The following is a 13,963-nucleotide window of genomic DNA, read 5'->3' on the forward strand; positions in this document are numbered from 1 at the left end:
GCTTCATCCGAACAATCCGGCGATGTTTTGAAGCGCTCGGATTCCAGGCGCTTTAGCCAAAGGCAAAAGCCGTTGCGTTCCCAATACAAAATCTTCGTAACCGCTCCATGAACCCCACATTCAAAGCCGAAATTTGATGCCGGAGCTACCCAATCCCTTTCCGGAGCTAGCGCCTCATCATACGTCGCGGGATTCTGTAAAAAACCAAACACATACTCAATTTCTTAGGAAGTGCGTTGATAGAGCGGATACAAAAAACCGCTTTTCGCGGTTTTTTACTATAGCCTTACAACTTATCAACCATCATTCGCACTCGCTCCGATAATTGCTCGTAACTGCTGAGCGCTTTCCTTCCAAGTCAACCAAGGCATATCTACTGATAGCGGATGTTTATTTACTTCATAGAGCGCCAACCATTCCAATATCACATTAGCAAGACTGTCGGGATCAGAGCCAGAAAAATAATAGCCATACTCTCCTGCAACCTCTCTGAAAACAGGAATATCACGCGCGATAATTGGAAGCTTATGCTGTGCAGCCTCAATCAATGGCAAACCAAACCCTTCGCCCTCGGAAGCAGCGATCAGGCAGCTCGCTGCATCATAGAGTTTATCCAGATACTCATCACTTGCCCCCTCCAACCAAAACAAGTTAAGACCAAACTCAACGTGGTTCCGTAACTTAATGGCGAGGTCTTCGACAAGCCAACCCTGCTTGCCAACAATAACAAGTTTTACATTTGCTCCGCTCAACCAAAGCTTTTCAAAGGCAGCAAGCACTACAGCATGCCCTTTACGGGGTTCTACAGTTCCCACCATCAAGAAACTGGGGGAGCGTGCCATTGCAGCCAGAATACTTTCGCCATTTCCAGGCATTCCACGAGACGGAAGCGAGTTCTCGACATCCGCCCCGAGATGGAATGATTTCATGACGGGAATATTATTATTTTCATACCCTGCACTTAGCGCCCAGGCTCGGACTGAGTCACATACCGCACGAGAGATACAAATCAAATTATCGGAAATACTCAATACCGAACGAAGCCACTCTTCGTGATGCCGTCCAACGTCCCCAGGCCACCATTCCGGGTGTTCGATCGGGAGAATGTCATAGACCACAAAGGATATTTTGGCGCCGCGCATTTTCCAGTCTTGAAAAAGCCCCGTCTGCACAGCCCCCACTATTCGGGCATTCAAATCCAGCCCTAAAAATATATCGCCCTTCTTTGGAACTACGACTTCAAAATCGTCAGCGAAACCATTGACATACCGATAGTGCCAATAGCCACCGGCATCTGTTAAATAGACAGGCTCAACTTTAACCCCTGGTAAAAAATCTTGTTCAATCTCGACTGAGATAGAGCGGACGACGCGTTGAATTCCGGTCCGTAAATCCTCGGTAAACACATGTGTCACATCAATAAATAGTTCGCTACCCTCTCGACTAGGTGTCATAGTCGCGTAATTGATCCCGCTCTTTTCAATTCGACGAATTAGACGCATGACAATTGGAAAGCGCGCGACGGACCATTTTGCGAGATGCTTTAATGGAGGGCAACGAATGACGATAAATACCAGCACACTCTTAATAACCCTGAGAAAAGGTACTAATATCTTCCAGCACACCGACTTCACGCTTTGGACCGATTTTTTTTTATTTGCATTCAAAAAATTTCGCTCAAACCATCGCACTGGCGCCGACAACCTCCAGGACCGACTTCCATAAATAGAGGCCAACTCTGCTTTTACTTCAGATATTTGAGCTACTTGTTTTCGATCATATATAGTTGCTAGATTATGGAGGGTTAATCCATACTCCTTATCAAACGGCTGCCCGGTTGCCGTCATGATGTCAGACGCTGCACTCTTTTGTGCAACAATTGAGTAGTCGGGACTTACTCCTTGCAAGACGTCTAACAGAGTGACTTCTGCATTATCAACTAATGCTACGGACTCTTGAAGACGCACTGTTTTCACGCGGCCAAATCCATAGTACTCAGGAACAAATGAGAGTAAAGCCGGTGGAATAGGGCAAATATGCGTTGGGTCAAGATAAAAATTGGACGTCCCAACGACCAGGTTCTCCGGATTTGGTGTTTCAAGGATCAGCAATCCACCAGGCTTCAGTACACGAAGCGACTCGACAACCAGATCCTGAAGCACTTCAAAGGGTATATGCTCCACCAAATGAAATCCGGACACCAGAAAAAGACTTTCATTCGGGACGGACTTGAGGAATGTCAAGGCATCGGCAGTAGCTACATCTAGACCAATGTCCCGACATGCCTGCAACATCTCATCATCAAGGTCAACTCCCCGCGCGACAATACCATTTTCGGCCAATAGCTCCAGCCACTCGCCGCGGCCGCACCCCAGATCCACAGCTTGTGCGTCTGGATATAGATCTTTCACTGCATTGATGAAAGGAAGATAAACACTAAGACGACTCTTGATCAACTGTCGCGATCCGCGAAGTTTATCTTCGAATGCGCGATAAAATCCTTTGCTCATCGATGAAGCTCCAAATTTGGCGGTATCCAGGAAACGCCCACAAAACCGTCTTTATCCAAATTGACGATATTAAAAATCAAGGCCAGATCTCTCCACTCGTAGTTTTTGCTCAAATGCGTATCAGCATCATGCAAACCGGTAGCAACTGAGTAGGTGCCTTCCCCCAGATTGGCGGAAAACGCAAAATTGAAGACCAATTTTGAACCTGCCACTATATGCTCGATCTTTCGGTCCAAATGGAAGGTGTTGGTACCAAACACTTCCTGCCCCAAACGATCTTTGATCATGTACCCCAACACTAACTTAGGCAGATCCTCGAAGGCACGCACGGTGACTCGCAGCACGACCTGCTGCCCTACATTGACCGTTTCTACCTGAGCTCCATCTTCACTGACCAGAATAATCTCTTCGACAGTGGCCTCACCTGAACCGGACGACGCCTGGAGCTTGCCTTGAGCCGTTACAGCCTGGTGAACCGACTCGCTATCTCGCTCGGCCAACATAGCGTTGTAGTAGTCCATTACTGCCTCAGGACTGCCCTCAATTACAATATTCCCTTCGTTCAGCAGAATGGCGCGATCACAAATTGACTGGATAGCCGCCTTGTCATGGGAGACGATCAATAATGTTGTGCCTTCTTCACGGAGTTTGCGGATCCGCTCAAAGCTCTTGTGCTGGAAATAGGCATCGCCCACCGACAACGCCTCGTCGACGATCAACACATCAGGCCGGTTAGCGGTAGCGACACTGAAAGCCAAGCGCATCTGCATGCCACTGGAATACATTCGAACAGGTTGGTCGATCGAACTGCCGATTTCCGCAAACTCAATTATCTGAGGCATGAGTTCATCTATTTCCTGAACACTGTAGCCCAACAATTGACCCGCCATGATCGCGTTCTGTCGACCAGTAAAGTCGGGGTGAAAGCCCATGCCCAACTCCAGCAGAGCAGCGACGCGCCCCTTGATTGCGACGGTTCCACGGGTAGGCTGAGTGGTGCCGGTGATCATTTTCAGAAGAGTACTTTTACCTGCACCGTTCATTCCGATGATGCCCATTGCCTCCCCAGGCTTGATCTCGAAACTAAGATCATTCAAAACCCATTTGAGGCGATGTCGCGTACCACTGAACGGGATCATCCACTCCGCGAGACGCGACCAGCGGTTACTGTAAACCTTGTAGGCTTTGCCTAGATTGCGAACACTTATGCTACCCATCAGAGCTCATCCACCAGTTCACCGGAGTGTTTCTTGAACAACTTCAGCCCCCACAGGCATAAACAAATACTCAGGACTGCTGTTGGCCACAGCGATAGCCAATCGGGAAACTGACCGTGTACGAGGATCTGCTGATAAGCGCCAATGACAGAAGCCATAGGATTCAACTGCATGAATGGCTGTAGTTGAGCGGGCAGGATATTGGCAGGGTAAACAATCGGCGTCAGCCAAAACCAGAATTGCAGCACTACGCCAAACAGCTGACCTATGTCTCGAAAGAAAACGTTCAATACCCCTAATGAAACACCCAGGCCTATGGCAAACAATAGTTGGATGGCAAGCACCGGAAACAGGGCGATAAATGCCAACCCTGGAAATTGCCCGGTCACGAGTAAAAACACCAAAAACAACGAAAAAATAATCAAAAAGTTGAGACTGGCGCTCAATACCAGCGTGACCGGCAAACACAAGCGTGGAAAGCTTAGTTTTTTCAGCAGCGTAGCGTTCTCGATGAATATATTCTGCGCACGCCCCACGACCTCCGCAAAATAACCCCACGTAATAATGCCCGCACACAGATAGACACTGTAACCGAAGACACTCTCGACCCCCGGTAATTTTGCGCGCATGACTTGCGAAAAAATGACCGTGTATACGAGGATCATCGCCAACGGCTGAATGATCGCCCACGAGACGCCCAGCATCGAATTCGTATACTTGGCCTGAAACTCACGTTTAACACTGCCTAAAATGAAGCCGCGATAATTCCACAGCGCTTTGATCGCCACGGGCATCACGATGCTACCTCAATCAGAGATTCAACTTCAGCCAGAAGAGCCTTGAGATTCTCGGCGGCACCTCGGGTTTCTATATTCAATCGCAGCAAGGGCTCGGTGTTCGAACCGCGAATGTTAAATCTCCACGTAGGGAAAGATATGCTGACGCCATCCGTTTCATCAACCTCAAGCGCTTCAGTGAAGAAACGTGCGCGAACCCTGTTCAGCGTTGCATCAACGTCCGACACCCGATAGTTGATTTCCCCAGAGCAAGGGAAAGCAGTAATCCTCTCGTCAACCAATTGTGCCAATGTCTTTCCGGAGCTTGTCATCAAACCAGCCACCAACAACCACGGAATCATCCCACTATCGCAATACGCAAAATCCCGGAAGTAGTGATGAGCACTCATCTCACCGCCATACACCGCATCTTCCTCACGCATGCGCTCCTTGATAAACGCATGCCCGGTTTTGCTCTGAACGGCGATACCACCCGCCTGCTCCACCTGCTCGATAGTGTTCCAGGTCAACCGCGGGTCGTGGATGATCTTGCTGCCAGGGTGTTGTTTCAGCAGCATCTCGGCCAACAGACCGACGAGGTAATAGCCTTCGATGAACCGACCATCGGCGTCGAAGAAGAAGCATCGATCGAAGTCACCGTCCCAGGCCAGGCCCATGTCGCACTGATTGGCCAGCAGCGCCTGACGAGTCAGTTCGCGGTTCTCGGGCAGCAGCGGATTGGGTACGCCATTGGGAAAGTGGCCATCGGGCTCTTCGTTGATGAATACCCACTGCAGCGGCAGCCGCGCCGCCAGTGCTTGAAGCACGGGGCCGGCAGCGCCGTTGCCCGGATCAGCGAGGATCTTGAGGGGTTTCAAGGCGCTCACGTCGACGTAAGTGAGCAAATGGTCGATGTAGGGAGTCTTGTCGAACGCTTGACGAACCTTTCCTTGTTCTGCGGCGACGGTACCTAGGTCACCATGATCGACACGCTGGCGGATTGCGTCGAGCCCCGTGTCACCGCTGATAGGGCGAGACTCGGCCTTGACGAGTTTCATGCCGTTGTAACCCTTGGGATTGTGGCTGGCGGTGATCATCACACCGCCATCGACCTTGTAGTGACTGGTCGCGAAGTAGACTTCCTCGGTGCCACACAGCCCGATATCGATGACATCGGCTCCTGCCTCAGTAATGCCACGTATCAGCGCTGCCGCTAGAGGCGGGCTTTCGAGCCTCATGTCCTGGCCGACTACGAAGGTATTTCCCTGCAATTCGACCACGAGCGAGCGACCTATGCGGTAGGCGATATCTTCATTGAGTTGAGCGGGGACCTGACCACGAATGTCATATGCTTTGAAGCATTGCGTCACGATAGGAGGATACATTCTACTCACTAGCTGAAATGTCCAATGCCGCCCTTAGGCGGCAACGGTAAGAATGGACCGCCAGAGCCTGATGCCGCTGGCGCGCTGCCACCGCAAGACGCGGGGCTCGCATTGGGTTGACTGTCTTACTTGTCGACGCGACCGTAGTTGTCTTCAAAACGCACGATGTCGTCTTCGCCCAGATAGTCACCGCTCTGTACTTCGATCAGCACCAGGTCGATAACACCCGGGTTCATCAAACGGTGCTGATGGCCGGCGCGAATAAAGGTGGACTCGTTGGTGTTCAACATCAATTCTTGCTGATCGTTGACGACCACAGCCATACCGCTAACGACGATCCAGTGCTCGCTTCGATGGTGATGCATCTGCAGCGAAAGAGATGCCTTTGGCTTCACTACGATGCGCTTGATCTTGAAGCGCTCACCATTTTCCAGCGTTGTGTAGGTCCCCCAAGGGCGATGTACCGTGCGATGGAGCAAATGAACGGTGTGGCTGCTGGCCTTGAGCTGATTGACGATATGTTTTACATCTTGGGCATGGTCTTTGTGGGCAATCATCACCGCGTCCGGGGTGTCGATCACCAGCAAGTCCTCAACACCTACCAGAGCGGTGAGTCGACCTTCACTGTTTACGTAGTTGTTGCGAGAGGCATGGGACAGCACCTCGCCTTCGAAGCGGTTACCGTTCTCGTCAGGCTCGGTCAGCTCACTGACGGCGTTCCAGGAACCGATGTCACTCCAGCCGATATCACAGGGAACGGTGGCGACTTTGGAAGAACGCTCCATCAACGCATAGTCGATAGAAATGTCCGGGACTTCGGCGAATGCATCAGGGTCTAGCGCCAGGCAGCGATACTTGGCGGAAGTGGAAAGACGGGAGGTTTCAATCGTCTTGCTGACCGCTGCCACAACGTCCGGCGCATGCTGACGAAGCTCTTCGAGAACCGTACCCACCCGAAAGCAGAACATACCGGAGTTCCAGTAATAGTTGCCTGCACTGACGTAATCCTGAGCAGTCTCAAGATTAGGCTTCTCGACGAAGCGCGCTACTTTCAACCCCCCCTTCAAAGGAGCGTCTTTTTGCGCTTCGATGTAACCAAAGCCGGTTTCAGGGTACGTCGGCTGGATACCGAAGGTGACCAACCAGCCTTCGGCAGCAAGGGCCATGGCTTTGGCGACGGCAGTGGAAAATGCTTGTTCGTCTTGAATCAGATGGTCTGCAGCCAACACCAGCATCTGGGCGTCTGAGCCATGGGTGGCCTCCAACTGAAGTGCAGCCGCAGCCACCGCAGCAGCCGTATTACGACCGAATGGTTCGAGGATAAAACCTTGAGCATGCTTCGCCGTATTGACTGCGCCGTACTCGTCTTCAGTCTTGAACAGGAGTTCACGGTTAGTCACCGTAAGAATCTCCACAACGCCTTCCAGGCGCGCAGCACGCAGGAAGGTTTTCTGGATCAGATTCTGCCCATCTGGCAGCTCCATGAACGGCTTTGGATGGGCCTCTCGAGAAACGGGCCACAACCGGCTACCCACTCCGCCAGACAAAATTACGGGAATCAGTTCCATGCTCTAAATCCTTAATCCCCTTTCTGGTAAATGCTTCCAGAAAGTGGGCTCAGTTATATTTCCGGTTGTTCATGCATCGTCATCGATGCAAATTTTTTGCTCACGCAACAGCCCAAGCGAAGCTCGGCCTTGATCCAACCCCATTAATTTCGGGCCAGGCAGCTCGATGACTGATCTGCCAGCGACTCGAATATTACAGCGTCCCCCCCATTTTTCGGAGGTGATATCGACATACGGAGGCCTACCAGAAAAGGTAATGAAAATCACAGGATCAGGGCATGCAATGCTGAGCTGAATCAGAAAATTCTGCCGGCCATTCTACAGCTAGTGCCGGGAATTAATAACTCATGCGGAAGACCGTAGACAAAAAATCGCTTGAAACCAAAATAGTGTTTCAGTCAGATGCCATCAAAATAACATCAAACAATAATATCGATCAAATATCAGCGACCAGACACATCCAGAAGCTTCTTCAGGTACTGGCCATAGCCTGTCTTGCCAAGCCGTGCGGCTTGAGCCGACAACTCCGTTGCTGATATCCATCCACTGTTGTAAGCAATCTCTTCGAGACAAGCCACCTTCAGACCTTGGCGCTTCTCAATGGTATGCACGAAATGACTGGCCTCAAGAAGAGAGTCATGAGTGCCGGTGTCCAGCCAGGCAAAGCCGCGCCCAAGAATTTCAACATTCAAGGCATTTTGTTCAAGATAAACGCGATTGACATCAGTGATTTCCAGCTCCCCGCGCTCTGACGGTTTGATACTTTTGGCGATCTCCACAACCTGATTGTCGTAAAAATACAAGCCGGTCACCACATAGTTGGATTTTGGTTTCTGCGGCTTTTCTTCAATGCTCAACGCCCTTCCGGCGGCATCGAACTCCACCACCCCGAAGCGCTCCGGGTCAGATACGTGATAGCCGAATACTGTCGCTCCCTGCTCTTTATCGGTAGCCGAACGCAGATTTTCAGAAAAGCTTTGTCCGTAAAAAATGTTGTCGCCCAGGATCAGGCAGCAAGGATCACTACCGATGAACTCTTCACCAATGATGAAGGCTTGTGCCAGACCATCCGGACTAGGTTGCTCGGCGTAGGTCAGGTTGATGCCATACAAGCTTCCATCACCGAGCAGCTTGCGAAAATTCGGCAGGTCTTCGGGCGTGGAGATGATCAGGATTTCACGCATCCCCGCGAGCATGAGTACCGACAAAGGATAAAAAATCATCGGTTTGTCGTAGATGGGAAGCATCTGTTTGGACACACCAAGGGTCAAAGGGTGCAGGCGTGTGCCGGAACCGCCAGCCAGGATTATGCCTTTGCGATTTGTCGTGGTCATTTATTCAGTACTTCCCTGAGCATTCGGGTTATGCCACTTTGCCAATCCGGCAAGTATAGAGAGAAATTGTCACGGAGCTTCTGTGTGTTCAAACGCGAGTTCAAAGGCCGGCGAGCAGGTGTCGGATAATCAGTCGTATCGATCGGATTAACCACCTTCACCGCCAGCAGCTCACCCTGGCTTCGAGCAAAGTTGATGACGTAGTCAGCATAGCCATGCCAAGAAACCTCGCCACTCGCAGCCAAGTGATAAATGCCCGTCAACTCGGAATTCAGCCTGACTTTTTGAAGAGCCAGCGCGGTGACGTCAGCGATCAGCTCGGCACCGGTGGGCGCACCGATCTGATCCGCGATCACGTTCAGGGCTTCGTGCTCCCTGGCCAGTCTCAACATAGTTTTCGCGAAATTATTGCCACGAGCGGCATAAACCCAGCTAGTGCGGAAAATCAGATGCTTACAGCCCGACGCAATAATCGCCTGCTCTCCGGCTAACTTACTGGCGCCATAGCGATTCACCGGCGCGACCAAATCTGCTTCCCGCCATGGCGTAGCACCCTGACCACTAAAGACATAGTCGGTCGAGTAGTGAATCAGCCAAGCATCCAGGGATGCGGCCTCTTCCGCCATAACCCGACTTGCCTGACCATTGACAAGATCGGCCAGATCGATCTCTGCCTCAGCCTTATCGACAGCGGTATAGGCTGCAGCATTGACAATAACATCAGGTTTAACCTTACGGATCGTTGAGCGCAGAGCATCGATATCTGACAAGTCGCCACACAAGCCATCGACGGTTTGGCGATCCAATGCGATCAATTCGCCAAGCGGTGCAAGGGAGCGCTGTAGTTCCCAGCCCACCTGGCCGTTTTTTCCCAGCAGGAGGATTTTCATACCTGGTTCGAGCGGTCTGCGTAGTTCTGGTCTATCCACTGCTGATAGCTACCGCTCTTCACATGCGCCACCCATTCGGTATTTTCGAGGTACCACTCGACGGTCTTGCGAATACCGGATTCAAAGGTCTCCTCCGGCTCCCAACCCAGTTCGCGCTGGATTTTGCTTGCATCGATCGCATAGCGAAGATCATGGCCTGGACGATCCTGAACATAGGTAATCAGACTGGCATGCGGTCGATAAGCCGAGTCTGGACGCAGTTCATCAAGCAGCGCACACAGCGTTTGCACCACCTCAATGTTCTGTTTTTCGTTATGGCCGCCGATGTTGTATGTCTCACCAACAACACCTTCGGTTACGACTTTGTACAATGCACGCGCATGGTCTTCGACATAGAGCCAATCACGAACCTGATTACCTTTGCCATAAACTGGCAATGGCTTGCCTTCCAATGCATTGAGAATGATCAACGGGATCAGTTTCTCAGGGAAATGGCACGGACCGTAGTTGTTGGAGCAGTTGGTAACCAGCGTTGGTAGACCGTAAGTACGAGCCCATGCTCGAACAAGGTGATCGGAACTGGCTTTGCTTGCCGAGTACGGGGAGCTCGGCTGATAAGGCGTTGTTTCGGTAAAAAGATCTTCCGGACCTTCAAGATCTCCGTACACCTCATCGGTCGAGATGTGGTGAAAACGGAAGCTGGCTTTACGCGAATCATCCAGCGCCGCCCAGTAGTGGCGTGCAGCCTCCAACAAGGTATAGGTGCCAACGATGTTGGTCTGGATGAACTCAGACGGGCCGGAGATCGAGCGATCTACGTGGGACTCTGCCGCCAGGTGCATGATGGCATCAGGTTGATGCTCATGCAGGATGCGGTCGATATGACCGCGATGGCATATATCGACATGTTCGAAAACATAGCGCGGGTTCTGGCTAACCTCGGCCAATGATTCAAGGTTACCGGCATAAGTAAGCTTATCGACATTAACAACAGAGTCAGCAGTGCGGGAGATGATATGACGAATAACTGCCGAACCAATAAACCCTGCACCACCGGTAATTAGAATTTTCACTCGATATCACACCCTTGAGCTGCTGACAGGGCTGGGAATCGAGCACTGTCTAATCCATGAATGCAAAAATCTGTCAGACCCAATCATTTCGATATGTGAACGCGCCACAATCGAATAACGGCCGCATTTTACAGCTTAATGAATGTTTTACTAATGGATATAGACATCCGTGGCGCTAATTCAGCGACCGTCACGCACCCACCATATTCAGACAAGCCGCTTGCGCGAAGCTCTGAACGTTCGCCCCATAAACCAGCTTAGCAGCGGCCCGATCACCATACCGATCAGCAATGCGATGACCATCACGAGAGCGACTGGCATTTGCGGCCCGGCCCAGCCGAGAAACAATAGGGAAACTGACTGCTGGTTTTCGAGCACGAAGGCCAGGATCGCCAGCACCAGCAACAGTATGAAGATACCAAGAAGCACTCGTTTTAAATTACGCATGAGCGGCTCCTTGATGAGCGGCGACAGTCAAAGGACTTCCTCTTCATCCTCGTTTACACGATCACGCAATTCTTTTCCCGGCTTGAAATGCGGAACGAACTTGCCGTCGAGGCTGACGGACTGACCGGTTTTTGGATTGCGACCTACACGCGGCGCACGGTAGTGCAGGGAGAAACTGCCAAAACCACGGATCTCGATACGATCCCCCGTGGCCAGACATTGGGACATTTGCTCAAGCATGGTCTTGATAGCCAGCTCCACATCTTTTGATGAGAGCAGCCCTTGATGGGTGACAATTCGTTCGATCAACTCCGACTTCGTCATATTTTTCCCTTCTTTTTCAAGCAGCTAGATCAGCGCTTCAAAGGTTTTAGCACGCCCGGATGATTTTGAACAGTCCGAGTTTTAACATCCCCCTACCCACCACAAAATGCCCGATTTCAGGGCATTGCTACACTTACTCGCCGCCGCACGCTCATCTACAGATGACCAGCATGGTGCGAGTCAGATAACCCGCAGGGTTGAAGCCAAAGGGAAACTCATCTTCTTCCTTGACATCATCGGACCTGGCCACAACCTTATAGCCTGCCGCCTTGCACTCCTTGGCCGCTCGCTTATGACACTTGTCCCACCCCGAGCCCAGCCCCGAACAATCAATCTCAATACCACTGACCCCACGCACAGCGTGAGTCTTGGCGTTAGTCGTACAACCCGCCAATGTCAGAATTGCTATTGCGACAATGAGCTTGTTCATTCACTTCCTTATGCCAGGCACTCTGCCCGACTGTCGTTCGACTCAGTCTAAAGACTAGCTGCAAATAAACGATTGATCCGATTAAAGAAAGAGACAGCTATTGGTTACGCTGGGTTCCCCCCACCCACACTGCCATCACTCCTGGTAAATTCCAGACACAAAAAAGGGCGACCGAAGTCGCCCTTTTTTTACAGAAAGTCAGAACTTAGTTCTGTTTTTCCGCTTGTGCAGCACGCAGCAGGTCACCCAGAGTGGTGGCTACTGGAGCATCCGTAGCTACTGGCTTGTCGCGCAGGCTCTGGATAGCTTCTTTCTCGTCTTCAACGTCTTTCGACTTGATCGAGAGCTGGATTACGCGGCTCTTACGATCAACGCTGATGATCTTGGCTTCTACTTCTTCGCCTTCTTTCAGAACGTTGCGCGCGTCTTCAACGCGGTCACGGCTGATTTCGGAGGCTTTCAGAGTCGCTTCGATATCGTCGGCCAGAGTGATGATGGCGCCTTTGGCGTCAACTTCTTTCACGATGCCCTTAACGATTGCGCCTTTGTCGTTCTCTTGAACGTACTCGGAGAACGGATCGCTTTCCAGCTGCTTGATACCCAGGGAGATGCGCTCGCGCTCTGGGTCAACCGACAGGATAACGGTGTCCAGCTCGTCGCCTTTCTTGAAGCGGCGTACGGCTTCTTCGCCCACTTCGTTCCAGGAGATGTCGGACAGGTGAACCAGGCCGTCGATGCCGCCGTCCAGACCAATGAAGATACCGAAATCGGTGATCGACTTGATGGTGCCGGAGATTTTATCGCCCTTGTTGAACTGGCCAGAGAAATCTTCCCATGGGTTAGATTTGCACTGCTTGATGCCCAGGGAGATACGACGACGCTCTTCGTCGATGTCCAGAACCATAACTTCCACTTCGTCGCCGACTTGTACGACTTTCGAAGGGTGGATGTTCTTGTTGGTCCAGTCCATTTCGGAAACGTGTACCAGACCTTCAACGCCTTCTTCCAGCTCAGCGAAGCAGCCGTAGTCGGTCAGGTTGGTTACACGAGCGGTGACGCGAGTGCTTTCTGGGTAACGGGCTTTGATAGCAACCCATGGATCTTCGCCCAGTTGCTTGAGGCCCAGGGAAACACGATTGCGCTCGCGATCGTATTTCAGAACCTTGACATCGATCTCGTCGCCAACGTTGACGATTTCGGAAGGATGCTTGATACGCTTCCAAGCCATGTCGGTAATGTGCAGCAGGCCATCGACGCCACCCAGATCGACGAATGCGCCGTAATCGGTGAGGTTCTTGACGATACCTTTGACTTGCTGGCCTTCCTGCAGGGATTCCAGCAGAGCTTCACGCTCGGCGGAGTTCTCGGCTTCGAGGACGCTGCGACGGGAAACGACAACGTTGTTGCGCTTCTGGTCCAGCTTGATGACCTTGAATTCCAGCTCTTTGCCTTCCAGGTGCGTGGTGTCGCGCACTGGACGGACGTCAACCAGAGAACCTGGCAGGAACGCACGGATGCCGTTAACGTCGACTGTGAAGCCGCCTTTAACCTTACCGTTGATAACGCCCTTGACCACTTCTTCGGCTGCGAAGGCTGCTTCCAGAACAATCCAGCATTCAGCGCGCTTGGCTTTTTCACGGGACAGCTTGGTTTCACCAAAGCCGTCTTCAACCGAGTCCAGAGCAACGTGAACTTCGTCACCGACGTTGATGTTCAGTTCGCCAGCGTCGTTGTAGAACTGCTCAAGCGGGATGAGTGCTTCAGACTTCAGGCCAGCGTGAACGGTTACCCAGCGAGCTTGGTAATCGATATCAACGATAACACCGGTGATGATGGAGCCTGCCTGAAGGTTCAGGGTTTTTAGGCTTTCTTCAAAGAGTTCCGCAAAGCTTTCGCTCATTTTAATTCCTGTTGATGAGGGCGAAGAATACGCCCATCTCCACACCCCAGACGATGTGGGTTAGTTTCATTTAAAAGAAGCGCCGCAGGACTATGACTGGTCCCCCGCG

Annotated in this window: 13 protein-coding genes; all 13 read right to left on the reverse strand. The window is 51.6% G+C overall.

The genetic code is table 11. From position 1 onward, the window contains the following. Nucleotides 1–212: IS66 family insertion sequence element accessory protein TnpB (tnpB, locus tag JQF37_RS31725; RefSeq protein WP_275424144.1), on the reverse strand; the 212-nt coding region annotated here is incomplete at its 3' end. A gap of 84 nt (nucleotides 213–296) precedes the next feature. After that, nucleotides 297–2,510 (reverse strand): glycosyltransferase, encoded by a 2,214-nt coding sequence (locus tag JQF37_RS18295; protein WP_204149735.1) that lies wholly within the window; start codon nucleotides 2,508–2,510, stop codon nucleotides 297–299. After that, nucleotides 2,507–3,727: an ABC transporter ATP-binding protein gene (locus JQF37_RS18300; RefSeq protein WP_204149736.1), complete on the reverse strand. Its 1,221-nt coding sequence runs from the start codon at nucleotides 3,725–3,727 to the stop codon at nucleotides 2,507–2,509. The genes JQF37_RS18295 and JQF37_RS18300 overlap by 4 nt, the downstream gene beginning before the upstream one ends. Beyond that, nucleotides 3,727–4,521, reverse strand: coding sequence for an ABC transporter permease (locus JQF37_RS18305; protein WP_204149737.1), 795 nt, complete (start codon nucleotides 4,519–4,521; stop codon nucleotides 3,727–3,729). The genes JQF37_RS18300 and JQF37_RS18305 overlap by 1 nt, the downstream gene beginning before the upstream one ends. After that, on the reverse strand, nucleotides 4,521–5,888 hold the full coding sequence (locus tag JQF37_RS18310; RefSeq protein WP_204149738.1) for a phosphomannomutase: 1,368 nt from the start codon (nucleotides 5,886–5,888) through the stop codon (nucleotides 4,521–4,523). Before JQF37_RS18310 ends, JQF37_RS18305 begins: the two co-directional genes overlap by 1 nt. Nucleotides 5,889–6,013: 125 nt before the next feature. Beyond that, nucleotides 6,014–7,456 carry a mannose-1-phosphate guanylyltransferase/mannose-6-phosphate isomerase gene (locus tag JQF37_RS18315; RefSeq protein ID WP_204149739.1) on the reverse strand — a complete coding sequence of 481 codons (1,443 nt, stop codon included), beginning with the start codon at nucleotides 7,454–7,456 and terminating at the stop codon, nucleotides 6,014–6,016. A gap of 443 nt (nucleotides 7,457–7,899) precedes the next feature. Next, nucleotides 7,900–8,790, reverse strand: coding sequence for a glucose-1-phosphate thymidylyltransferase RfbA (rfbA, locus tag JQF37_RS18320; protein ID WP_204149740.1), 891 nt, complete (start codon nucleotides 8,788–8,790; stop codon nucleotides 7,900–7,902). Then, nucleotides 8,787–9,680, reverse strand: coding sequence for a dTDP-4-dehydrorhamnose reductase (gene rfbD / locus JQF37_RS18325; protein WP_204149742.1), 894 nt, complete (start codon nucleotides 9,678–9,680; stop codon nucleotides 8,787–8,789). Before rfbD ends, rfbA begins: the two co-directional genes overlap by 4 nt. Further along, a complete protein-coding gene (gene rfbB, locus JQF37_RS18330) occupies nucleotides 9,677–10,753 on the reverse strand; it encodes a dTDP-glucose 4,6-dehydratase (protein WP_204149743.1) in 1,077 nt (358 codons plus the stop codon). The genes rfbD and rfbB overlap by 4 nt, the downstream gene beginning before the upstream one ends. Nucleotides 10,754–10,960: 207 nt before the next feature. Further along, a complete protein-coding gene (locus JQF37_RS18335) occupies nucleotides 10,961–11,200 on the reverse strand; it encodes a LapA family protein (RefSeq protein WP_204149744.1) in 240 nt (79 codons plus the stop codon). Nucleotides 11,201–11,227: 27 nt separating this feature from the next. Then, nucleotides 11,228–11,524 carry an integration host factor subunit beta gene (gene ihfB, locus JQF37_RS18340; RefSeq protein ID WP_033055808.1) on the reverse strand — a complete coding sequence of 99 codons (297 nt, stop codon included), beginning with the start codon at nucleotides 11,522–11,524 and terminating at the stop codon, nucleotides 11,228–11,230. Between the two features lie 151 nt (nucleotides 11,525–11,675). After that, nucleotides 11,676–11,954, reverse strand: coding sequence for a hypothetical protein (locus JQF37_RS18345; RefSeq protein ID WP_103405718.1), 279 nt, complete (start codon nucleotides 11,952–11,954; stop codon nucleotides 11,676–11,678). Nucleotides 11,955–12,159: 205 nt separating this feature from the next. After that, entirely contained in the window at nucleotides 12,160–13,854 is a 1,695-nt protein-coding gene (rpsA, locus tag JQF37_RS18350; RefSeq protein ID WP_047527094.1) for a 30S ribosomal protein S1, read from the reverse strand. Between the last annotated feature and the right edge of the window lie 109 nt (nucleotides 13,855–13,963).

The organism is Pseudomonas sp. MIL9, assembly GCF_016887925.1.
GTDB classification, from domain to species: Bacteria; Pseudomonadota; Gammaproteobacteria; order Pseudomonadales; family Pseudomonadaceae; genus Aquipseudomonas; species Aquipseudomonas mohnii.

What these genes read in the sequence shown, in the direction of transcription:
- JQF37_RS18300 (WP_204149736.1), bottom strand. Translation starts at nt 3,727, where the DNA reads ATGGGTAGCATAAGTGTTCGCAATCTAGGCAAAGCCTACAAGGTTTAC.
- JQF37_RS18310 (WP_204149738.1), bottom strand. Translation starts at nt 5,888, where the DNA reads ATGTATCCTCCTATCGTGACGCAATGCTTCAAAGCATATGACATTCGT.
- ihfB (WP_033055808.1), bottom strand. Translation starts at nt 11,524, where the DNA reads ATGACGAAGTCGGAGTTGATCGAACGAATTGTCACCCATCAAGGGCTG.
- JQF37_RS18305 (WP_204149737.1), bottom strand. Translation starts at nt 4,521, where the DNA reads ATGCCCGTGGCGATCAAAGCGCTGTGGAATTATCGCGGCTTCATTTTA.
- rfbA (WP_204149740.1), bottom strand. Translation starts at nt 8,790, where the DNA reads ATGACCACGACAAATCGCAAAGGCATAATCCTGGCTGGCGGTTCCGGC.
- JQF37_RS18295 (WP_204149735.1), bottom strand. Translation starts at nt 2,510, where the DNA reads ATGAGCAAAGGATTTTATCGCGCATTCGAAGATAAACTTCGCGGATCG.
- rfbD (WP_204149742.1), bottom strand. Translation starts at nt 9,680, where the DNA reads ATGAAAATCCTCCTGCTGGGAAAAAACGGCCAGGTGGGCTGGGAACTA.
- JQF37_RS18315 (WP_204149739.1), bottom strand. Translation starts at nt 7,456, where the DNA reads ATGGAACTGATTCCCGTAATTTTGTCTGGCGGAGTGGGTAGCCGGTTG.
- rpsA (WP_047527094.1), bottom strand. Translation starts at nt 13,854, where the DNA reads ATGAGCGAAAGCTTTGCGGAACTCTTTGAAGAAAGCCTAAAAACCCTG.
- JQF37_RS18335 (WP_204149744.1), bottom strand. Translation starts at nt 11,200, where the DNA reads ATGCGTAATTTAAAACGAGTGCTTCTTGGTATCTTCATACTGTTGCTG.
- JQF37_RS18345 (WP_103405718.1), bottom strand. Translation starts at nt 11,954, where the DNA reads ATGAACAAGCTCATTGTCGCAATAGCAATTCTGACATTGGCGGGTTGT.